The organism is Aliirhizobium cellulosilyticum (assembly GCF_014198105.1).
Lineage (GTDB): Bacteria > Pseudomonadota > Alphaproteobacteria > Rhizobiales > Rhizobiaceae > Neorhizobium > Neorhizobium cellulosilyticum.
Map to the genome: position 1 here is coordinate 187,604 of NZ_JACIGW010000005.1, position 20,287 is coordinate 207,890.

Here is a 20,287-nt window from a genome sequence, read left to right on the forward strand (position 1 = left end):
TCTCATGATCTCTCCGTTGACAACCGGGAGACAAGGGACCGTTTCATGAGCGACTTGGGCAATCGGCCGGACCTGGACCTCGAGGCATTGCGCCGCAGCGTCGCGGAGGGCGGATCACATAACGGACCGGCAACTCCCGTCGAGCTCAATCCGTTCGCCAAACAGATAGCCGACCAGTTTAGCGACAACAATTATTCACCGACTATGCTGATCGGACAGTTTCGCCTGTTCGAATTCGTATCGCTTCTCGCGATAGGCCTGCTTGCGTGCTATTTGCAGCCGGTTCCCGCTGACAGTCATTTCCTCACTCGTTTCGTTGTAACTGCCGTTGGCGCATCGTTGACGGTGCTGTTCCTGCAGCTTGCCGATACTTATCTCATCCCATCTATCCGCGCAGCACGACGGAATGCCAGACGAGTACTCGCCGCCTGGGCGATGGGCTTCATTTTGACCTATCTCGGCATCTCGATCGCCGAGGGTGTGCTTTACCCCGTCGGCGCCGCAACGATCTGGTTCCTCTGCGGCTGCGCCTTCCTGCTAGGCGAACGCCTTCTGACCGCCTATGCGATCCGCCACTGGGCGCGCAACGGCGTGATGGAGCGCCGTGCCGTCATCGTCGGCGGCGGCGAGCCTGCGAAGCAGTTCATCCGCGCATTGGAACAGCAGCCAGACAACGACATTCGCATCTGCGGCATCTTCGATGACCGCGGCAGCGACCGTTCTCCGAGCGTCGTGGCCGGTTACCCCAAACTTGGCACATTCGCCGAACTGATCGAATTCGCGCGCCTCGCGCGCATCGACATGCTGATCATCGCCTTGCCGGCAAGCGCAGAGGCGCGAATCCTGCAGCTCCTTCGCAAACTCTGGGTGCTTCCCGTCGACATCCGGCTCGCGGCTCATGCGAACCGCCTGCGTTTCCGGCCCCGCTCCTACTCGCATGTCGGCTCGGTGCCGATGTTCGACATTTTCGACAAACCGATCCGCGACTGGGATTCCGTTGCAAAACGTTCCTTCGACATCGTTTTCACACTCATTGCTATCGTACTTCTGTGGCCGATCATGCTGGCTGCCGCGATCGCGGTCAAAACGACGTCCGAAGGACCGATATTGTTTCGGCAAAACCGGCACGGTTTCAACAACGAGACCATCAAGGTCCTCAAGTTCCGTTCCATGTATACGAACATGAGCGACCAGACGGCTGTCAAAGCGGTCACCAAGGGTGACCCGCGCGTTACCCCGGTGGGACGCTTCCTGCGCAAATCATCGATCGATGAACTGCCGCAGCTCTTCAACGTGCTGAAGGGCGAACTTTCCCTGGTCGGCCCGCGTCCTCACGCCGTTCACGCTCAAACGGGCGAACGCAAATATGTCGATGTCATCGAAAGCTATTTCGCCCGACACAGGGTCAAGCCCGGCGTCACCGGATGGGCACAGGTCAAGGGCCTGCGCGGCGAACTCGATTCGGATGAAAAAATCCGAGCCCGTACCGAGCATGACCTGGACTATATTGAGAACTGGTCATTGCTCTTTGATCTGAAAATCCTGTTTCTGACCCCGATCAGCCTGTTCAACACGGACAACGCGTATTGAGTACGGCGAATTTCGAAACCCGGGCCCAGCGCCTTTCCGCAGCACAGATTGCCCGGCTTCTCGGGGCCTGCCTGCTGGCGTTCGGTGTCTTCCTGTCGGGTTTTGTCATCTCGGAACCTGCCCCATACGAACTCGTCATGGTGATTCAGATCGCCATCTGGTTCCTGCTTGGCCTGCGCATTTCGCGCACTGTCTGCCTTCTGCTTGCGCTGCTTATGGTCTTCAATATTGGCGGCATGTTCTCCATCACCGTCATGAAGGATATGAGCGGCGCGCCGATGTATATCGCCGTCTCGATTTTTCTTGCGTTAAGTTCGGTCTTCTATGCCGCGATCATCGAGGATGATCCGGGCAGATTCGAACTGATCTTTCGGGTCTGGGTGGTGGCGGCGATCATCACGGCGCTTCTCGGTATCCTCGGCTATTTCAACGCCTTTCCGGGCGCCCATGTTTTTACCCGCTACGATCGCGCCATGGGTGCGTTTCAGGATCCGAACGTGTTCGGGCCTTATCTCATCGCCCCGATCCTCTACATGCTCTACCGGCTGCTGACAGGTCGCATCATGGAAGCGCCGTTTCTGATCGCCGGCATACTGGTATTGGTCATCGGCGTATTCCTTTCGTTTTCCCGTGCAGCCTGGGGGTTACTGCTTTTCAGCGGCATTGCGCTTGTCGTTGCAATGCTTTTGAAAGAGCGGACAACCGCATTCCGGCTGAAGATCCTGATCATCTCAGCCATTGCAGCGCTGGCGCTCATTCTTGCCCTGGTCATCGCGCTTCAGATTCCCCAGATCTCAGACCTTTTCACCAACCGTGCCAAGCTGGTGCAGTCATACGACGGAGCAAGGTTCGGCCGTTTCGAACGGCACCGGATCGGCTTCCTGATGGCTATGGAGCGGCCCTTCGGGCTGGGCCCAATGGCATTCGGCAAGATCTATGGCGAGGACGAGCATAATATCTGGCTTAAATCACTCACGACCTACGGCTGGCTGGGTGCGGTGACCTACCAGATCATGATCTGGTCCACGATCTGGATGGGTTTCCGTTATCTCCTGCGGGAGCGACCATGGCAGCCCTATCTGATGATCTGCTGGGTCATGATCCTTGGCCATTCGCTCATCGGCAACGTCATCGACACCGACCACTGGCGACACTTCTATCTGCTTCTCGGCCTCCTGTGGGGCTGCTACGCGCTCGAGCATAAACATATGCGGCGGCAACGCGCCATAGACGCTACGGCAGGTGCTGCAGGCGCTTGACTTCGGCCGGAGTCATTCCAATTCATAAGCATGATTACCACATCGCAATTGCGCGCAGCCCGCGCCATGATCGGGCTTTCGATCGAAGAGCTTGCCAAGGCGGCCGGCGTCTCCGGCAACAGCATTCGTGATGCCGAGGCTTCAACAGGCAATGCCGAGCCGGAGCTTTCAAGAAAACTGAAGCGGGTGCTTGAATCCCGCGGCATCATCTTTGTTTCCGCCGGTCAGCAGGACGCATCCGGTCCCGGCGTCCGCCTGCATCACCAGCCAATAGACGAAGGCATCAGACCCCAGAATCTGAATTCGACCAATGACGACTAGATTCCATAAATTTTCTGGAACCATTTGAGTTGAAACGCGTTTCTCCGCCGAAATCTACATCGGGGACATGCATGACACGCAGCAACAACCTTTATCTCATCATCGGCGCACTGATCGTCGTGGTCGCTGGCCTTAGTTTCTATCTATACCGCGAAGAAACAAAGCCTGAAGGCGTATCAATCAGCATCGGGGAGAATGGCGTGAAAGTTGAAGGACAATAAAGGTAAAATTGCGTATATAAACTTAACTACATAAGCGCATTCTTTATTTCACATTACCTTTGGCAAAGTCGCTGAACACGAAGAGGGGTTCACATGACATCGCATCTCAGCACTGCTGACATCGAGGAAAAAGGTTTGAGGAAAGTATGGAGCGTCGCCGATTTTTCGCGCCGCTACCGCCTCGATACCGAAGAGGAAGCAAGACTTCTGAAGCTTCTTGGGCCTTTCGCCACCCAGCAGGAACTGCTGATGAACGCCAGCCGGGCTCCTCGCTTTAGATAACACCAGGCAAAACATAGCGAAGCACTCATTGATTGAGTGCTTCCTGTCCTGCGTTTGATTATTTCCCTATACTTAAAAGCAAACTCTCACCGCGGCGGAACTTTTTGATCCACCAGCGGGTTACTTCTCCGTGGATTTATAACTTATGCGCGACGTCACGACTTACGCGCGGAGGAGAAGAGATGTTCAAGATGGTTTCAAAATTCGGACTTGCGGCGGCCCTGTCTGTGGCCACGTGCTCGGTCTTTGCCATGCCGGCCGCGGCACAGGATATGGAGCTTCGCATCGGACCGGATGGGGTACGCCCGGTTATACGGGACCGCGACCGGGATCGTTACGGCGATCGCGACCGGGACCGGGACCGCGGCTGCAGCCCCGGCGAGGCACGTGCCGCGGCACGTGACGAAGGGCTTCGTCGCCCCGAGGTGGTTCGCGTGACATCCCGTAGCGTGACCGTTGAAGGCATGACGCGAAGCGGTCCGGATCGCATCACCTTCGCAAATCGGCGCGGTTGCCCAATCATCTGATTGGGATGCTTTTTCCAAAATTAATCTAGTCCTGCCCTACCTTGCGCGTGCGGCAGGACTTTTTCGTCGGATCATGTGCAACCAGCATCAAGACCGGGATTTTTCGCTTGCGCCAGCAATGTCATGCCAGTATGGAAGTCTTGCTCTCGAAGCAGGTCGGAATGTAGCGCAGCCCGGTAGCGCACTTGACTGGGGGTCAAGGGGTCGTGGGTTCGAATCCCGCCATTCCGACCAATTATCCCCCATCTAAAATCAGTTGGATTTTTCTCTCTTGCGCTTCGCACGATGGCATCGTCGAAGGGCAGGCTCTTGCGTTTTCCGCCTACCTCAACAACAGCTCCTCCCGGTAAATCGCAACTCCCCTTTTTTCAACCCGATAAAAAATGCCGCCCCGTTGGACGGAGCGGCATCGGTAATCGCGGAAAGATCGAGCACCTTAACGATAGGGCGAGTAGCACTGCTGGCGGGGACCATTATAGGGCTGGAAAGTGTTGTCATATGTTCGATATGAACGATAGCGAGCATAGCACCAGTTCACATGGCTGTTGCCGCCGACATAACGGCGCTCCGGCGGAGCGTAGCGAGGCGCGGCCAGTGCGCCGCCGATGATAGCACCGGCAGCAAGCCCGCCAATGATCGCACCTGTATTAGAGCCGCCGTGATGACGATGGTGACGCCAGCGACGGTCACTGTAATACCGGCGATCATCACGCCAGCGACGCTCGTCACGCCAGCGGCGATCGGAATAACGTGGTCCATAACGTCGCCAGTCATGACGGCCTTCACGCCATTGAACCTTCTCAACCTGCTGTGAGGCTTGAACCGAAGGGGCGCGTACCATCGGAAATGCATTGGCCGGTACGACGCCGGTCAATGCGGTAACGGCGGACACCAGGATAATTGCAAGTTTCTTCTTCATTTCATTCTCCTCGGAATGTCTCCCTGAGGTAAATGATCTGATTTGCGTGCTGAACCAGAGGTGAACAGTAAAATTCGGGTGATCACATATAGTTGTGGTGACCGGCGTTGATTGTTTCAGCGTACCTGGTCCAGTAACCGCTTACATTCCAGGAGATCGAACAGCGCTTCCTGCAGCAATGCGCGATCTTCCTTGCCCACACTCGATTTTCCGATCGACACTTCCGGAGTGCCGTCGTCCCCAGATGAACCGAAGCCGAAAAAGCGGCCGCTGGGCTTGACCTTGGGCCGTCCCAGAACCTGATCTTCCTCGGTTGCTCCAACCTTCGGCTCGGCGTGCTTCTCGCTGCTTGAGGCAATAATGGCGTCCATGGTGGCAACATCGCCCGAGGCGATGGCCGCAACGAACTTGTTGCCATTCGTCTTCAGAAGCTTCTGCACGCCCTTGATCGTATAACCGTGATCGTAGAGCAGATGACGGATGCCTTTCAGTAGCTCGACGTCCTCAGGCCGGTAATAACGACGACCACCGCCACGCTTCATTGGCTTGATCTGCGTGAAACGGGTTTCCCAGAAGCGCAAAACGTGCTGCGGCAGATCGAGATCATCTGCGACTTCGCTGATCGTGCGGAATGCATCCGGGCTCTTGTCCACGCTCAAACCTCCAAACAGCGGCCGTGAAGCCGACCCAAGCCACGCCACCTCGCTTCAGATCTGACGCGAGAACAACCGGGTGACGATTCATAATCCTGGTATCGCATGCCGATTCCGGCTTTCGTGACGATGCGACAGACTACGCTCGGATTCCCACTTATCTCAATGGGTTGAGAGCAAGGATTCAAGCATGTTCACAGGAATGAGATAAAACAGGAGCTTATGCAGAGCGTTTCCGCTTCTCTTCAAAACGCTAAATCGCTCTATCTCTTTATCTTGACGCAATTCCGGACGGAAAACCCGTGCCTAGTTTGGCTTCAATTGCTTCAAGCTCAGGCGACCGGAGCCGCAGACTTCTGCTTGGCCTTGCGGCTGGTATGGGACTTCAAGATCCGTTGCTTCAGGACATTGGAAGCCTTGAAGGTCATGACCCGGCGCGGAGAAATCGGCACTTCCTCACCGGTTTTCGGGTTACGTCCGATACGCTCGTTTTTCGAGCGGACCTGGAAGGTCGCGAAGGAGGAAAGCTTTACGACCTCGCCGCGAATGATCGCGTTGCAGATCTCATCAATTACTGTCTCTACGAGCTCCGCCGACTCAGTCCGGGAGAGCCCAACCTTGCGAAATACCGATTCCGCCAAGTCTGCACGCGTCACTGTCTTTCCGGCCATGATCCCCGCCCAGTTTGCAAATTGATCTCGTCAAAGCCACACAAGACTATTTTGCTTGGCGATCAGGGTCAAGCACCTGTCGCCAATCAGTTATTTGTTCCGGAAGGCCGTGGCATTCCTACCAGCGAACGAGAACAGAACCCCAAGTAAATCCACCGCCCATCGCCTCGAGCATCACCAGATCGCCCTTTTTTATCCGGCCGTCCGAAAGCGCTACTGAAAGTGCGAGCGGGATCGATGCAGCGGACGTGTTTCCATGAAGATCCACAGTCACGACAACCTTCTCTGGCGGAATGCCGAGCTTTTTGGCAGACGCATCAATGATACGGCGGTTGGCCTGGTGCGGGACAAGCCAGTCGATATCCTCGGCTGTTGTTCCAGTCGCTTCGAACGCGCCTTCGATAACGTCCGTGATCATGCCGACAGCGTGCTTGAAGACCTCGCGGCCTTCCATGCGCAGGTGGCCAACCGTTCCGGTCGAGGACGGCCCACCGTCGACATAGAGTTTTTCCTTGTGGGAGCCATCAGAGCGCAGCTTGGCCGTCAGGATGCCACGATCACTCATGGTCCCCTCGCCTTCCTGGGCCTCGAGCACGAGTGCGCCCGCACCGTCGCCGAACAGAACGCAAGTCGTGCGATCTTTCCAATCGAGGATACGCGAGAAGGTCTCAGCGCCGATTACCAGCGCTCGGCGTGCCATGCCGCCGCGAATATGCAGATCGGCCGTCGCCATCGCATAGACAAAACCGGTGCAGACGGCCTGCATGTCGAAGGCATAACCGTGTTCCATACCGAGACGGCGCTGGATGTCGACAGCCGTTGCCGGGAACGTGTTGTCCGGCGTCGAGGTCGCAACCAGGATGAGATCGATGTCGTCCGTTGTCAGGCCGGCATTGTCGAGTGCTGCGCGTGCAGCCTGCTCTCCGAGCGAGGCCGTGGTTTCGCCTTCGCCGGCGATATAACGCTGCGTGATGCCCGTGCGCTGGACGATCCATTCGTCGGTCGTATCGACGATGTCTTCCAACTCACAATTGGTCACTACCCGTTTCGGGAGCGCTGCCCCATAGCCGCGAACTACTGATCGGATCATTCTCAATCACATCCTGTCGTCATGCAGCTTCAGGACCAGCCGGAGGCTGATGCTTGGCATGATAAAGTGTCAAATCCTGCGCGATCTTCGCGTTCAGGTCGTTGCGCGCCATGTCATAAGCGACATCGATCGCCGCGGCAAAGCCATCGGCAGTAGTGCCGCCATGGCTTTTGATAACGATGCCGTTAAGGCCAAGGAATACGCCGCCGTTGACCTTGTTCGGATCCATCTTCTCACGCAGCCGGTCAAACGCGGGTTTAGCCAAAAGATAGCCGATCTTGGCAAGTAATGTGCGGGACATCGATTCGCGAAGCAGCGTCGCGATCTGCTTGGCAGTGCCTTCAGCCGTCTTCAGCGCGATATTGCCGGTGAAACCTTCAGTGACGACCACGTCGACCGTACCCTTGCCGATATCGTTTCCTTCGACAAATCCGTGGTAGGCGATCGTCGGAAGGTTAGCCTCGCGCAGTAACCGGCCGGCTTCCTTGACTTCTTCCTGTCCCTTCACCTCTTCAACGCCGACATTGAGAAGGCCAACCGTCGGGCGGTCGATCTCGAACAGGGCGCGCGCCATCGCTCCGCCCATCAAGGCAAAATCGAGAAGCTGCTGGCTATCAGCACCAATCGTCGCCCCAATATCCAAAACAATGCTTTCGCCTTTGAGGGTTGGCCAGATGCCGGCGATTGCCGGGCGCTCGATATTGGCCATCGTCCTCAGACAGAACTTGGCCATGGCCATCAGGGCGCCGGTGTTTCCAGCAGAAACGCAGACATCTGCCTCTCCGAGTTTCACCGCCTCGATGGAGCGCCACATGGATGAAACGTAACGGCCGCGCCGCAGAGCTGCGCTCGGTTTTTCGTCCATGGAGACGGCGACTTCGCACTCGTGAAAAATCGAGCGGTCGCGCAGTTTCGGGTACTTGGCCAGCAACGGCTCGCATTCGCCCTTCAACCCATAGATGATGAAGGTCGCCTCGGGGTGCCGTTCGAGAGCCTTTGCAGTACCGGGTATGACAACCTCGGGACCGAAATCACCCCCCATGGCATCCACAGAAATTCTGATCACGCGTATCTGATCCTTATCTTCGACCGAACGGACCGGCCATTAAACCCGTCCAGCGGTCGTCGCCGGCGTTCCGGCCATGCTCATGCTTGGCCCTGTCGGCGAAATCGTGGCCAAAATATAGTTTTCGCCGCCGCTTACAACAGGCCTAGTCTTTTTTCCAGTCCTTGAGCGCCGCGAACGGGTTCGGCCGATCGCTCTTGGCATCAGCCGTGCTCTCGATATGGTCCGAAAACTCGACGCCCTGCTTGCGCGGATAGGGATCGATCGCCAGTGCCGCAAACTCGGTGATCGCCTCGCCGATATCGATAGTGTCTCCGGCGAATTCCTCAGGAAGATCGGGACCGTCCGGATCAAGCACCATCTCGGCCGCGTCCTTGGCGACGACGCGAGCGAGCTTGGATCCCTCGGGAACGAATATCTGCTCGAAATCTTCGTTGATGCGTGATTCGACCGGCTCCAGCGTCAGCACGCAGGCCTGGACGATCTCGGCTTCGACGCGCCCCTTGACGCGCACGCCGTCCTTTTTCCAGCGCGACAGATAGACTTCCGCCTGCAGCGACTTCACCTCCAGAACCTGCCATATCTCGGCGAGGTCCTTGCGCTCACGGTCATCGGCAGACACCTTGACTGTAACGGCATTGGCCGAAATGTTTCCGACTTTGACCGGATAGGAGAATGGCGGCTTTCCCGCCGAATTGTTGTCGTTTTTCATCTTTCCTCACTTTCCCGTTTCAGCCGGCCAAGGGCTGCGGGATAACCGCGTTGCCGCGAGCGATATCGTCTTCCGGCGTTACAGCGAGATGCCGCTCCGCCTCGGCCATCCATGCGGCCAGCCGCGCCATATCAGGCGCAGACTGGTTTTCCGGATATATGTTGCGGGCAAGGCCTTTCGCCAGCTCTCCAAGATCGCCCGCATCGAGCGCCTTGGCATAGGTCTCCAGCCGCCCGTAAAACATGCCGGCGAGTTTCTTCATGCGTTTAGGAACGCCCTGATCACCGATCCCGAGCTCGCGGATCGAATGGTCGAGATCCTGGAAAAACGCATCCACAATTTCCTGTGCCAGTTCCTGCCCGCTGGTCGGAGACTTCGCGGTCCGGCGAAAAAACAGGATCATTGTGATCGACAGCATTTCGTAGCGGCCCATGACCGTGTCGGGCACACCAAGATCGGTGTAGAACACAGGCGTGCGGGCAGCCGAGGTAAGGGCAGCATATTGCCGGTCGACAATGACCCGATTGTGTTTTTTCTTTTTGAACAGCCCGAAGATCATCGATAAGTCCCGCGAATGTCCGGGCCCAATGTTGCATGGAGACGAAAGCTGGTTTACCGAAGCAGGCGCGAATTGCAATGCCGTTCGGCCGGGGCCGCAGACGGGATGCGTTCGATCCGTAAAAGGTTTGGCATTGCAGGGTTCTCTTCCCCGGAATAGCCACAATGGTGATGAACAGCAGAAGTCCGGTCTCAAGCGCCGGTCTCGTTTACCTGGGGGATCCCGTTGAAGAAGCGGACTGTCGAGTACGGTATGAATTTTCTGAATAAAACTGCCATCAGCCTTGTGCTTGTCGCTTCTGTCACCGCCGCTGGCTGCACGTCGATGGATATCGGCGACACCATGTATAACGGCTACGTGATCGACCAGAAGTCGCTTGCCCTGATCCCGGAAGGTTCGAGCCGCGAACAGGTGCTGCTGACAATGGGCACGCCATCGACAACGGCAACCTTCGATTCGGAAGTGCTCTATTACATTTCACAGAAGCGCGAGCGCGCCGCCGCCTTCATGAAGCCGAAGCTGGTCGAGCAGTCGGTTCTCGCCATCTACCTCAACAAGGAAGGCGTTGTCGCGCGCAAGGCGAACTACACGCTCCAGGACGGCAAGGTATTCGACACGATCTCGCGCACCACGCCAACCGGCGGTCGCGACCTGACCTTCCTGCAGCAAATCCTCTCCGGCGGCTCCGGCCCCGGTGCGGGTGCGGCGGCAATGCGCAGCCTGCTCAGCAACTAAACAATCATCGAATGCACAGAAGCCCGCGGATCGCTCCGCGGGCTTCTTTCATTTGAAGAGGTGGCAGGCAGTTCAGCCAGCGAGGATCGCCAGCAGCAGCAAGGCCACTATATTGGTGATCTTGATGGCCGGGTTGACCGCCGGGCCTGCCGTATCCTTGTAGGGATCGCCGACCGTATCACCGGTGACCGAGGCCTTGTGAGCATCGGAACCTTTCAGGTGACGCTGGCCGTCCTTGTCGACGAAACCGTCCTCAAAACTCTTCTTGGCATTGTCCCATGCGCCGCCGCCAGACGTCATCGAGATGGCGACGAAGAGGCCGTTGACGATCACGCCGAGAAGCGAGGCTCCGAGTGCCGCAAAGGCAGACGCCTTGTCGCCCCCGGAGATCAGCAGAACGCCGAAATAGACGACGATAGGGGCGAGGACCGGAAGCAGCGACGGAATAATCATTTCGCGGATAGCGGCACGCGTCAGAATATCGACCGCACGACCGTAGTCCGGCCGATCGGTCCCCTGCATGATACCCGGCTTCTCGCGGAACTGACGGCGAACCTCTTCGACGATCGAGCTTGCTGCCTTGCCCACGGCGGTCATGGCAATACCGCCGAACAGGTAGGGAATAAGACCACCGAAGATCAGACCAGCGACGACGTAAGGATTGGCAAGGCTGAACGAGATCGGCCCTACCCCTTCGAAGTACGGATATTGCTGCGGATTGGCGGCAAAATACTGCAGGTCGTTGGAGTATGCGGCAAACAATACGAGTGCACCAAGACCGGCGGAACCGATGGCGTAGCCCTTGGTGACCGCCTTGGTGGTGTTGCCGACGGCATCGAGCGCGTCGGTCGACTTGCGAACTTCCGGCGGCAAATGAGACATTTCGGCGATACCGCCGGCATTGTCCGTGACCGGCCCGAAGGCGTCGAGCGCGACGATCATGCCGGCAAGGCCGAGCATGGCGGTCACGGCAATACCCGTGCCGAAGAGACCACCCAGCTGATAGGTGGCAATGATGCCGCCGACGATGACGATTGCCGGAAGCGCCGTCGATTCGAGTGAGACGGCGAGACCCTGGATGACGTTTGTACCGTGACCGGTGACCGACGCCTGGGCAATCGAATTGACCGGGCGTTTGTTGGTGCCGGTATAGTATTCGGTGATAACGACGATCAAAGCCGTGACGACGAGACCGACAAGACCGCAGACGAAAAGGCTGGTGCCGGTGATTTCCTTGCCGGCAACGGTGCCGATCACACCCCAGCCGACCGTCATCGACGTGGCGATGGCAAGGCCAAAAATGGACAGGACTCCGGTTGCGATCAGGCCCTTGTAGAGAGCCCCCATGATCGAGCCGTTGCTGCCGAGCTTGACGAAGAAGGTGCCGATGATCGACGTGACGATGCAGACGCCGCAGATGGCCAGCGGATAGAGCATCGCCGATTCGAGCACCGGAGCGCCGGCAAAGAAGATCGCGGCAAGCACCATGGTCGCAACGACCGACACCGCATAGGTCTCGAACAGGTCGGCCGCCATGCCGGCGCAATCGCCGACATTGTCGCCGACGTTATCGGCAATCGTTGCCGGGTTGCGCGGATCGTCTTCGGGAATGCCGGCCTCGACCTTGCCCACAAGGTCGCCACCGACATCGGCACCCTTGGTGAAGATACCGCCGCCGAGACGAGCGAAGATCGAGATGAGCGAAGCGCCGAAGCCGAGCGCGACAAGCGCGTCAACGACCTCACGAGAGCTGCTTGCGTGGCCGAGGCCTGCGGTCAGCACCCAGTAATAAATGGAGACACCGAGAAGTGCGAGACCGGCAACCAGCATGCCGGTGATCGCCCCCGATTTGAAGGCGATATCTAGCCCCGCGGCAAGGCTGTGCGAAGACGCTTGCGCCGTACGAACATTGGCCCGGACGGAAACATGCATGCCAATAAAACCTGCAGCGCCGGACAGTACCGCGCCGATTATAAAGCCCAAGGCAGCCGTGCCGGACAGAAGCAGCCATGCAAGTATGGCAACGACGACGCCGACTGCGGCAATCGTCATGTACTGGCGCGTCAGATAGGCTTGAGCCCCCTCACGGATATAGCCAGCAATTTCCTGCATGCGTTCATTGCCCTGGTCGGCGGCCATTACGGAACGCGTCGCCCACACGGCATAGATGATCGACAGCAGACCGCAGACGATCACACCCAAAATGACTGTCATACTATTTTCCTCTCCCTGATCGCCGGGACGAAAAATCCCGGCTGCGCATTTCCCTGCGGATGCTCTCCCCTCCCAAGGAAGCGTTTCCGCCATGCGAAGCGAGATTGCGGTGGAGATGAAATGACGTCAAGCCCTGCGGGGACAAGGGCTCAAATGGACGCAGGTTGTAATATGAGTTAATACTCGCCTTACAGCGACTTCGCCGAAGAGCGCCTGAACAGCAGGGCGGCGATCAAAAGAAGGCAGATCACCGCAACCGGCCAGATCACCATATTGATGAAAGACCAACCCCAGGTGACGAAGACCTTGCCTGAGGAGAATGACGACAATGCCACCGTGCCGAACAGCACGATATCGTGAAACCCCTGAACCTTGTCGGCTTCATGCGGCCGGTAGCTGGATGCGACAATCGCGGTCGACCCGATGAAGCCGAAATTCCAGCCGATGCCGAGCAGGACAAGCGCGCCCCAGAAATTCCAGAGCTCGATGCCGAGATGCGCGACGACGGCGCAGCCCATCATCACGAAAATGCCGATTGCAACGACCTTTTCGGCACCGAAGCGGGAGATCAGCGAGCCGGTGATGAAACTCGGGCCGAACATGGCAAGCACATGCCACTGGATGCCAAGGGTCGCCATTTCGGGCGGGAAACCGCAACCGATCACCATGGCAAGCGGCGCCCCAGTCATGACGAAGGTCATCAGGGCATAGATGCAGATGCCGCAGATCATGCCGGTTAGAAAGCGCTGCGTCAGAACGATCTCTTTCAGCGGCCGTGCCGGCTCAGAGCTTTGGGGGGCCGTCTTCGTCTGCGGAAGCTTCAGAAAGGAGAATATGCCGATCCCCGCGAGGCAGAGCGGAATGAGCGCGATGAAGGCTCCCGCAAAGGTCACCGGGGCAAACAAGTCCTTCGCCCAGATGACGATCTGGGGGCCGAGAACCGCCGAGACGATGCCCGCGCCGAGAATCCAGGAAATCGCCTTGGGCTTGTAGGAGGACGGCGAAGCATCTGCGGCGGCAAAGCGGATTTTTTGCGTGAAGCCGGAGGACGTGCCGATGAACAGAAGCGCCAGGGCGAAGAGCCAGAAGCTCTCGCGAAAAAGTGCGATCGCGGCGAAAGCACCGCCGGCAGCCCCGATCAGGCAACCGGCCATGAAGGCTTCACGGCGACCGAGAAAGCGCGACAGAATGGCGATGACGACTGCGCCGCAGGCCGTTCCGACATTGAAGGCGGTGATGGGGGCCGTGGCGAGAGACTTATCGTCGCCGAGCAACTGATATCCGGCAAGCGAGCCGATTGCGATCGAAAGAGGCGCTGCGGATCCAAGGATTGCCTGGCTTACCGCAAGTAATGCGACGTTGCGGCGGGCGGCGCGCATTTGCGTCTGAAGGCCGTCCACCACACCGTCCATGTCTGCCTACCTGTTACTTCTTGTCGCCACGAACCTGTTTGGCAATCCGATCGAGAACCGCATTGACGATGCGCGGCTCGTCCTCTTCGAAGAAGGCGCGTGCGATCTCGACATATTCGGTAACAATGACCGGAACCGGGACGTCCTTGCGCTCGAGGATTTCGAACGTGCCGGCACGTAAGATGGCGCGGAGCGTCGAATCGAGACGCGAGAGCGGCCAGTCTTCCTGCAGCGAGGAGCGCACGATCGGGTCGATCTTGGTCTGGTCACGCACGACGCCGGAGACGATCGAGCGGAACCAGGACGGATCGGCCTTAAGATAGGTGTCGCCGTCGAGTTCCTGGCCCAGGCGATGGGCCTCATATTCAGCCACGACCTCAAGCACCCCCGTACCACCGATATCCATCTGGTAGAGCGCCTGCACGGCTGCGAGGCGGGCTGCACCGCGCTGGTTGACCGGCTTGATCTGTTTTTCTTCGTTAGACATCAGCGTGCACCGTTCAGCTTTTCGCGCACGGCGATCATTGTCAGTGCCGCACGGGCTGCGAAGCCGCCCTTGTCCTTGTCCGAACGGCGCACACGCGCCCAGGCCTGATCGTCGTTCTCAACGGTCATGATGCCGTTGCCGATGGCAAGCGATTCCGAGACGGCAAGATCCATCAATGCGCGCGAGGATTCATTGGAAACGATATCGAAGTGATAGGTCTCGCCGCGGATGACCATGCCGAGGGCGACGAAACCGTCATATTCGGTGCCGCCGTTTTCGGAAGCGTCGAGCGCCATGGCGATCGTCGGCGGAATTTCCAGCGCACCGGGAACGGTAATTACATCGTAGGTCGCTCCCGCCTCCTTGAGTGCCGAAGTTGCACCGTCAAGCAGGGCATCGGCCATATCATCATAGAAGCGAGCCTCTACGATCAGGATGTGTGGAGCGGTTTCGAGCGACATGGATCACCTTAAGATACGTGTATTCGGTCCGGCAAGTGGCGGACTTCTAGCATGGGCGCGGTCAAAACACGCCCGGAGGCGCTTGGCAAGCGATTTTGCGGGAACGAGGCCTGCATGCCGGGAATAGGATCGTCTCAAGACGCTCCACAATACTTAATCAATCCCGGTTCGGATCATCTCCATAGCCAGTAATTAATTATCTGTTAAACTAAGCAGACAAAGCGTATCACTCTTGCCACCTTCGTTTTATTAGAGATCTATTATTCGACGCAGAGATGCAGGTGGGTAATGGAAAAGCACCGCTTCCAAATGGATGAGATGGACGACCTGCTGCTGAACATATCAATGGCCCGTGGTCTTGAAGAAATCATGACCGTGGTCAGGCAATCCGCGCGCCGCCTGATCGGCGCCGATGGCCTCGCATTCATCCTGCGCGACAAGGACGATTGCTATTACGTCGATGAAGACGCCATCAAGCCGCTGTGGAAAGGACAACGTTTTCCTATGGAGGCCTGCATTTCCGGCTGGGCAATGCAGCATTCCGAAGTGGTCGTCATAGACGACATCACCAAGGACCCTCGTATTCCGCAGGATGCCTATCGCCCGACTTTCGTCAAAAGCCTCGCCATGGTGCCATTGCGGCCAGGCGATCCGTTTGGCGCGATTGGAGCCTACTGGTCAACCGTCGGCACGCCACCGGACGACAGCGTCTACAGCTTGCAGCGTATTGCCAATACGGCGGCGGTGGCGATGGCCAATGTGGCACTGACCAATTCGCTTGCCGAAGCGCGGGATGAGGCAGCACGCGCCCGCGACGCGATGATCCTCGCCATGGCATCACTTGCCGAAACACGCGACCACGAGACGGGCGACCATATCCGTCGCACGCAACATTATGTCCGCGTGCTTGCCGAGGCACTCAACCGGCGCGAACCGGAAACGACGGGACTCGATGAAGAATTTGTCGACCTGCTCTATAAGTCGGCTCCGCTCCACGATATCGGCAAGGTCGGCATTCCTGACCGCATCCTGCAGAAGCCGGGGCGGCTCGACCGGGCGGAATACGACATCATGAAGACCCATGCCGATCTCGGCCGCACGGCAATCGCCACCGCCGAGCGTTATATCGGCTCGAGCAATCCGTTTCTCAGCCTCGCCAAGGAAATTGCCCACTGCCACCATGAGAAATGGGATGGCACGGGCTATCCGCGCGGTTTGAAGGGGGAAGACATTCCGCTTGCCGGCCGGATCATGGCCGTCGCAGACGTCTATGATGCGTTGGTATCAGAACGGGTCTACAAACCCGCGATGAGCCATAACGAAGCCGTCGACATCATCACCGGCGAAAGCGGCAAGCATTTCGATCCGGCTGTCGTCGCGGCATTCGACGAGGTGGCTCCACAGTTTGCGGAAATCCACCGCCAGTTTTCACAGCCGATCTGACGCTGAAAGACCTCAGGCCTTGGCAGGAAACTCCGCCAGACGGGCTGCATATCGCGCCATCGTGTCCACTTCGAAATTGATGAAATCGCCCGGCTTGCGGTCACCCCAGGTGGTCACAGCCAGCGTGTGGCGGATAAGCAGGATATCGAAATCGGTACCGTTAACGGCATTGACGGTCAGCGACGTGCCATCAAGCGCAACCGAGCCCTTGGGCGCAACAAAACGAGCGAGGTCTTCAGGCGCACGCAGGGTGATGCGAACCGCCTCACCTTCCGCCTCGACCGCCAGAATTTCAGCCTTGCCATCGACATGACCGGACACGATGTGACCGCCGAGTTCGTCACCGATTTTCAGCGCCCGTTCGAGATTGATCCGCGTACCCTTGGTCCACGATGCGATCGTCGTCAGGCGCAGCGCCTCTTCCCAGGCTTCTACTTCGAACCAGCGCTCGTTGCTGCCGTCTTCGGGAAGCGTGGTGACGGTCAGGCAGACACCGCCATGGGCAATCGAAGCGCCCATATCGATCGTCTTCGGGTCGTAATTGGTGGCGATGCGCAGCTTCACGCCTTCATCCAGAGCAGTCATTTCGGAAACCGTGCCGATATCGGTGACAATACCCGTAAACATCAAAGGCCTCTTTCATATTCGAAGCTGCGGTCTGCGCCGAAACGCTCCTGCCGCACGCACTGAAATCCTGCTGGAATATCGGAAGGCGTTGCCGGTGATTCAATCCCACCTGCACCGACAACCAGCTCGGACTGGGCAAGCACGAGACGATCGACCAATCCGGCCTCAAGGAAGCTGCGGCCGACACGGGCTCCGCCCTCGACCATCAACGAAGAAATTCCGCGCGTGGCGAGATTGGCCAGAAGGTCACGCAAGCTGCCCGCCTGCAGGACTTCGACGCCTGCAGACATCAGGGCGCGCAGGCGTTCTTCGTTGGACGGATGCGTCTCGCAGAAGGGATCCGTGACAGCAACGACCGGGACGGTACTGGTTGACTTCACCAGCTTGGACGTCAGCGGCAGTTCCAGGCGACGATCGAGAACGATCCTCAATGGCGAGCGGCTTTCCAGTCCCGGCAGGCGAACCGTCAGTTCCGGATCGTCTACCAGCGCCGTGCCGATACCAACCAGAATGGCGTCGTTTTCGGCGCGCATCATATGCACCTGGGCGCGTGACTGCGGCCCGGTGATCAGCAGTTCCTCGCCGCGACGGCCAAGCATGCCGTCGGCGGAAACTGCAAGCTTGAGAGTCACATAGGGCAATCCCCTCGTCTGGCGCGAGAGGTAGGCCGAAAGCACGCGACGCCCCTCGTCCTGCAGCAGCCCGGTCTCAACGACGATACCGGCTTCGCGCAGGATGCCGAAGCCGCGACCGGAAACGCGAGGGTCGGGATCGTTGAGGCAAACGACGACACGGGCGACACCTGCGGCAACCAGGGCGTTGGCACAGGGCGGCGTGCGGCCGTAATGGGAACAGGGCTCGAGCGTGACATAGGCCGTTGCGCCCCTCGCCCGCTCGCCGGCAACCGCCAGCGCCTGCGTCTCGGCATGGGGCCTGCCGCCAACTGCGGTAACGGCCTGACCGACGATAGCACCGTCCTTAACAACGATGCAGCCGACGGAAGGGTTGGTTGCCGTCAGACCGGCATGCCATCGCGACAGCCGCAGGGCGGCTGCCATGAAGCGCCGGTCATCGGCTGCGCTCGTCAAGCGCCCTCTCCGGATTCCAGCCCCGGATCACGGGCAAGCTTGGCGTTGATCTCCTCGATCACCTTCTCGAAATCCTCCGCATGGGAGAAATCGCGGTAAACCGAGGCGTAACGAACGAAGGCAACGTCATCGAGGCTTTTCAGGGCTTCAAGCACCTGCAAGCCGATCTGCTCGGACGAGATCTCCGCCTCGCCGGAGCTTTCCAGCCGGCGAACGATGCCGGACACGGCACGTTCGATGCGGTCGGCATCCACCGGCCGCTTGCGAAGCGCAATCTGGAAGGAACGCACGAGCTTGTTGCGGTCGAAAGGCGCCTTGCGGCCGGTCTTCTTCAACACCATCAGCTCGCGCAACTGGACGCGTTCGAATGTGGTGAAACGACCGCCGCAATCCGGGCAGATGCGGCGCCGGCGGATGGAGGTAAAATCCTCCGCCGGGCGACTATCCTTAACCTGGGTGTCTTCAGAGCCGCAGAATGGGCAGCGCATCTGCTCTCCTTAGAGGTAGGGGTACATCGGGAAACGATCGGTCAGGCCGACGACCTTTTCACGAACGGCAGCTTCGACGGCTGCATTGCCCTCGTCGGAATTGGCAGCCTTCAAGCCATCGAGAACTTCGACGATGAAGTTGCCGATCTGCTTGAACTCGGCTTCCTTGAAGCCGCGGGTCGTGCCGGCTGGCGTGCCGAGACGGATGCCCGAGGTGACGAAGGGCTTTTCCGGGTCAAAGGGAATGCCGTTCTTGTTGCAGGTGATGTAACCGCGGCCGAGAGCGGCCTCGGCGCGCTTACCGGTGGCGTTCTTCTTACGCAGGTCGACCAGCATCAGGTGGTTGTCGGTACCGCCCGAAACGATGTCGAGGCCACCGGCAACCAGCGTCTCCGACAGTGCCTTGGCATTCTTGACGATCTGGGCTGCGTATTCCTTGAAATCGGGCTGCAGTGCTTCACCGAAGGCAACGGCCTTGGCGGCGATGATGTGCATCAGCGGGCCGCCCTGCAGGCCGGGGAATACGGCCGAGTTGAACTTCTTTGCCAGATCCTCATCGTTGGTGAGGATTACACCACCGCGCGGGCCGCGCAGCGACTTGTGGGTCGTGGTTGTGGCAACGTGGCAGTGCGGGAACGGCGACGGATGCTGGCCACCGGCAACGAGACCGGCGATATGGGCCATGTCGACCATCAGGTAGGCGCCGACTTCGTCAGCGATCTCGCGGAAACGCTTCCAGTCCCAGATGCGGGAGTAAGCGGTACCGCCAGCGATGATCAGCTTCGGCTTGTGTTCGCGTGCCTTGGCGGCAACATCGTCCATGTCGAGCAGGTTGTCGTCTTCACGCACGCCGTAGGAAACGACATTGAACCACTTGCCGGACATGTTGACCGGCGAACCGTGCGTCAAGTGCCCCCCGGAATTCAGGTCGAGACCCATGAACGTGTCGCCCGGCTGCAAGAGCGCGAGGAAGACGGCCTGGTTCATCTGCGAACCCGAGTTGGGCTGAACGTTGGCGAAGTTGACGCCGAACAGCTTCTTGGCGCGCTCGATGGCAAGCTCTTCGGCGATATCGACGAACTGGCAGCCACCGTAGTAGCGCTTGCCCGGATAGCCTTCGGCATACTTGTTGGTCATGATCGAGCCCTGGGCTTCGAGCACGGCGCGCGAGACGATATTCTCCGATGCAATCAGCTCGATCTCGTGACGCTGACGACCGAGTTCCTTCTCGATCGCGCCAAAGATTTCCGGGTCGGTTTCGGCGAGCGGGCGGGAGAAGAATGCTTCGGTATTCGACATGAGCAAGGCTCCTGGGAGAGGTAAGAAAGCGGTGTGACGCGTCTTAGCGCTCTGCCCGTTGAAGGGCAAGACAAAGAGCGACATTTGCACGCTCCGGCGCGGTGTAGGAGACACTGTATCCCACCTCTTTCCATTCATTCAGGCTTCAAGGCCGAGAAACTGG

Annotated in this window: 23 protein-coding genes and 1 tRNA gene; 9 read left to right on the plus strand and 15 right to left on the minus strand. The window is 58.6% G+C overall.

Annotation, left to right across the window (positions count from 1 at the left end):
- Positions 1 to 45 precede the first annotated feature (45 nt).
- From GGE33_RS20145 to GGE33_RS20175, 7 genes are all read left to right on the plus strand, one after another.
- Positions 46 to 1,590 (plus strand): undecaprenyl-phosphate glucose phosphotransferase, encoded by a 1,545-nt coding sequence (locus GGE33_RS20145; RefSeq protein WP_183827106.1) that lies wholly within the window; start codon positions 46 to 48, stop codon positions 1,588 to 1,590.
- Positions 1,587 to 2,849: an O-antigen ligase family protein gene (locus tag GGE33_RS20150; RefSeq protein WP_183827109.1), complete on the plus strand. Its 1,263-nt coding sequence runs from the start codon at positions 1,587 to 1,589 to the stop codon at positions 2,847 to 2,849. The genes GGE33_RS20145 and GGE33_RS20150 overlap by 4 nt, the downstream gene beginning before the upstream one ends.
- A gap of 30 nt (positions 2,850 to 2,879) precedes the next feature.
- Positions 2,880 to 3,170, plus strand: coding sequence for a helix-turn-helix domain-containing protein (locus GGE33_RS20155; protein WP_183827112.1), 291 nt, complete (start codon positions 2,880 to 2,882; stop codon positions 3,168 to 3,170).
- A 71-nt stretch (positions 3,171 to 3,241) separates the two neighbouring features.
- Positions 3,242 to 3,391 carry a hypothetical protein gene (locus tag GGE33_RS20160; RefSeq protein ID WP_183685025.1) on the plus strand — a complete coding sequence of 50 codons (150 nt, stop codon included), beginning with the start codon at positions 3,242 to 3,244 and terminating at the stop codon, positions 3,389 to 3,391.
- A 93-nt stretch (positions 3,392 to 3,484) separates the two neighbouring features.
- Complete coding sequence (locus tag GGE33_RS20165) at positions 3,485 to 3,673, plus strand: hypothetical protein (RefSeq protein WP_112457211.1); 189 nt, start codon at positions 3,485 to 3,487, stop codon at positions 3,671 to 3,673.
- A gap of 182 nt (positions 3,674 to 3,855) precedes the next feature.
- On the plus strand, positions 3,856 to 4,200 hold the full coding sequence (locus tag GGE33_RS20170; RefSeq protein ID WP_183827115.1) for a hypothetical protein: 345 nt from the start codon (positions 3,856 to 3,858) through the stop codon (positions 4,198 to 4,200).
- Positions 4,201 to 4,357: 157 nt separating this feature from the next.
- Positions 4,358 to 4,434 (plus strand) — tRNA-Pro (locus GGE33_RS20175).
- A gap of 202 nt (positions 4,435 to 4,636) precedes the next feature.
- On the opposite strand, the gene GGE33_RS20180 is transcribed toward GGE33_RS20175, so the two are convergent.
- The 7 genes from GGE33_RS20180 to GGE33_RS20210 form a co-directional block, all read right to left on the minus strand.
- The gene (locus tag GGE33_RS20180; protein WP_183827118.1) at positions 4,637 to 5,119 is read right to left on the minus strand and encodes a BA14K family protein; all 483 of its coding nucleotides are present in this window, start codon (positions 5,117 to 5,119) and stop codon (positions 4,637 to 4,639) included.
- A gap of 116 nt (positions 5,120 to 5,235) precedes the next feature.
- On the minus strand, positions 5,236 to 5,772 hold the full coding sequence (locus GGE33_RS20185) for a MerR family transcriptional regulator (RefSeq protein WP_183827121.1): 537 nt from the start codon (positions 5,770 to 5,772) through the stop codon (positions 5,236 to 5,238).
- A 332-nt stretch (positions 5,773 to 6,104) separates the two neighbouring features.
- Positions 6,105 to 6,443 carry an integration host factor subunit alpha gene (locus tag GGE33_RS20190; RefSeq protein ID WP_139673127.1) on the minus strand — a complete coding sequence of 113 codons (339 nt, stop codon included), beginning with the start codon at positions 6,441 to 6,443 and terminating at the stop codon, positions 6,105 to 6,107.
- Between the two features lie 118 nt (positions 6,444 to 6,561).
- Positions 6,562 to 7,533 (minus strand): beta-ketoacyl-ACP synthase III, encoded by a 972-nt coding sequence (locus tag GGE33_RS20195; RefSeq protein ID WP_183827124.1) that lies wholly within the window; start codon positions 7,531 to 7,533, stop codon positions 6,562 to 6,564.
- Between the two features lie 19 nt (positions 7,534 to 7,552).
- Complete coding sequence (gene plsX, locus GGE33_RS20200; RefSeq protein ID WP_148145326.1) at positions 7,553 to 8,599, minus strand: phosphate acyltransferase PlsX; 1,047 nt, start codon at positions 8,597 to 8,599, stop codon at positions 7,553 to 7,555.
- A gap of 145 nt (positions 8,600 to 8,744) precedes the next feature.
- Positions 8,745 to 9,311, minus strand: coding sequence for a YceD family protein (locus tag GGE33_RS20205; RefSeq protein WP_148145327.1), 567 nt, complete (start codon positions 9,309 to 9,311; stop codon positions 8,745 to 8,747).
- A 19-nt stretch (positions 9,312 to 9,330) separates the two neighbouring features.
- Positions 9,331 to 9,870 carry a ubiquinol-cytochrome C chaperone family protein gene (locus GGE33_RS20210; RefSeq protein WP_183827127.1) on the minus strand — a complete coding sequence of 180 codons (540 nt, stop codon included), beginning with the start codon at positions 9,868 to 9,870 and terminating at the stop codon, positions 9,331 to 9,333.
- A gap of 219 nt (positions 9,871 to 10,089) precedes the next feature.
- Here GGE33_RS20210 and GGE33_RS20215 point away from each other — a divergent pair, with 219 nt between their 5' ends.
- Positions 10,090 to 10,605 carry an outer membrane protein assembly factor BamE domain-containing protein gene (locus GGE33_RS20215; protein WP_183685073.1) on the plus strand — a complete coding sequence of 172 codons (516 nt, stop codon included), beginning with the start codon at positions 10,090 to 10,092 and terminating at the stop codon, positions 10,603 to 10,605.
- Between the two features lie 72 nt (positions 10,606 to 10,677).
- Here GGE33_RS20215 and GGE33_RS20220 read toward each other — a convergent pair whose 3' ends face one another.
- The 4 genes from GGE33_RS20220 to ribH all read right to left on the minus strand — a co-directional run bounded on the left by GGE33_RS20220 (position 10,678) and on the right by ribH (position 15,179).
- A complete protein-coding gene (locus GGE33_RS20220) occupies positions 10,678 to 12,819 on the minus strand; it encodes a sodium-translocating pyrophosphatase (protein ID WP_183827130.1) in 2,142 nt (713 codons plus the stop codon).
- Positions 12,820 to 13,007: 188 nt separating this feature from the next.
- Positions 13,008 to 14,231 carry an MFS transporter gene (locus tag GGE33_RS20225; RefSeq protein WP_183827133.1) on the minus strand — a complete coding sequence of 408 codons (1,224 nt, stop codon included), beginning with the start codon at positions 14,229 to 14,231 and terminating at the stop codon, positions 13,008 to 13,010.
- Positions 14,232 to 14,244: 13 nt separating this feature from the next.
- Positions 14,245 to 14,718 carry a transcription antitermination factor NusB gene (nusB, locus tag GGE33_RS20230; protein ID WP_148145332.1) on the minus strand — a complete coding sequence of 158 codons (474 nt, stop codon included), beginning with the start codon at positions 14,716 to 14,718 and terminating at the stop codon, positions 14,245 to 14,247.
- Positions 14,718 to 15,179 carry a 6,7-dimethyl-8-ribityllumazine synthase gene (gene ribH / locus GGE33_RS20235; protein ID WP_112457197.1) on the minus strand — a complete coding sequence of 154 codons (462 nt, stop codon included), beginning with the start codon at positions 15,177 to 15,179 and terminating at the stop codon, positions 14,718 to 14,720. The genes nusB and ribH overlap by 1 nt, the downstream gene beginning before the upstream one ends.
- A 288-nt stretch (positions 15,180 to 15,467) precedes the next feature.
- On the opposite strand from ribH, the gene GGE33_RS20240 reads away from it, so the two are divergent.
- A complete protein-coding gene (locus GGE33_RS20240) occupies positions 15,468 to 16,622 on the plus strand; it encodes an HD domain-containing phosphohydrolase (protein WP_206826338.1) in 1,155 nt (384 codons plus the stop codon).
- Positions 16,623 to 16,634: 12 nt separating this feature from the next.
- Here the strand turns inward: GGE33_RS20240 and GGE33_RS20245 are convergent, their stop codons facing one another.
- Genes GGE33_RS20245 through glyA form a run of 4 tightly spaced genes read right to left on the minus strand, consistent with a single transcriptional unit; the run spans position 16,635 to position 20,124 of the window.
- Positions 16,635 to 17,249, minus strand: a complete 615-nt coding sequence (locus tag GGE33_RS20245) for a riboflavin synthase (RefSeq protein ID WP_183827136.1) — start codon at positions 17,247 to 17,249, stop codon at positions 16,635 to 16,637.
- Positions 17,249 to 18,337: a bifunctional diaminohydroxyphosphoribosylaminopyrimidine deaminase/5-amino-6-(5-phosphoribosylamino)uracil reductase RibD gene (ribD, locus tag GGE33_RS20250; RefSeq protein ID WP_281388849.1), complete on the minus strand. Its 1,089-nt coding sequence runs from the start codon at positions 18,335 to 18,337 to the stop codon at positions 17,249 to 17,251. Before ribD ends, GGE33_RS20245 begins: the two co-directional genes overlap by 1 nt.
- Positions 18,334 to 18,825 (minus strand): transcriptional regulator NrdR, encoded by a 492-nt coding sequence (gene nrdR / locus GGE33_RS20255; RefSeq protein WP_148145335.1) that lies wholly within the window; start codon positions 18,823 to 18,825, stop codon positions 18,334 to 18,336. Before nrdR ends, ribD begins: the two co-directional genes overlap by 4 nt.
- A 9-nt stretch (positions 18,826 to 18,834) precedes the next feature.
- Positions 18,835 to 20,124 (minus strand): serine hydroxymethyltransferase, encoded by a 1,290-nt coding sequence (gene glyA / locus GGE33_RS20260; protein WP_206826340.1) that lies wholly within the window; start codon positions 20,122 to 20,124, stop codon positions 18,835 to 18,837.
- Positions 20,125 to 20,287 lie beyond the last annotated feature (163 nt).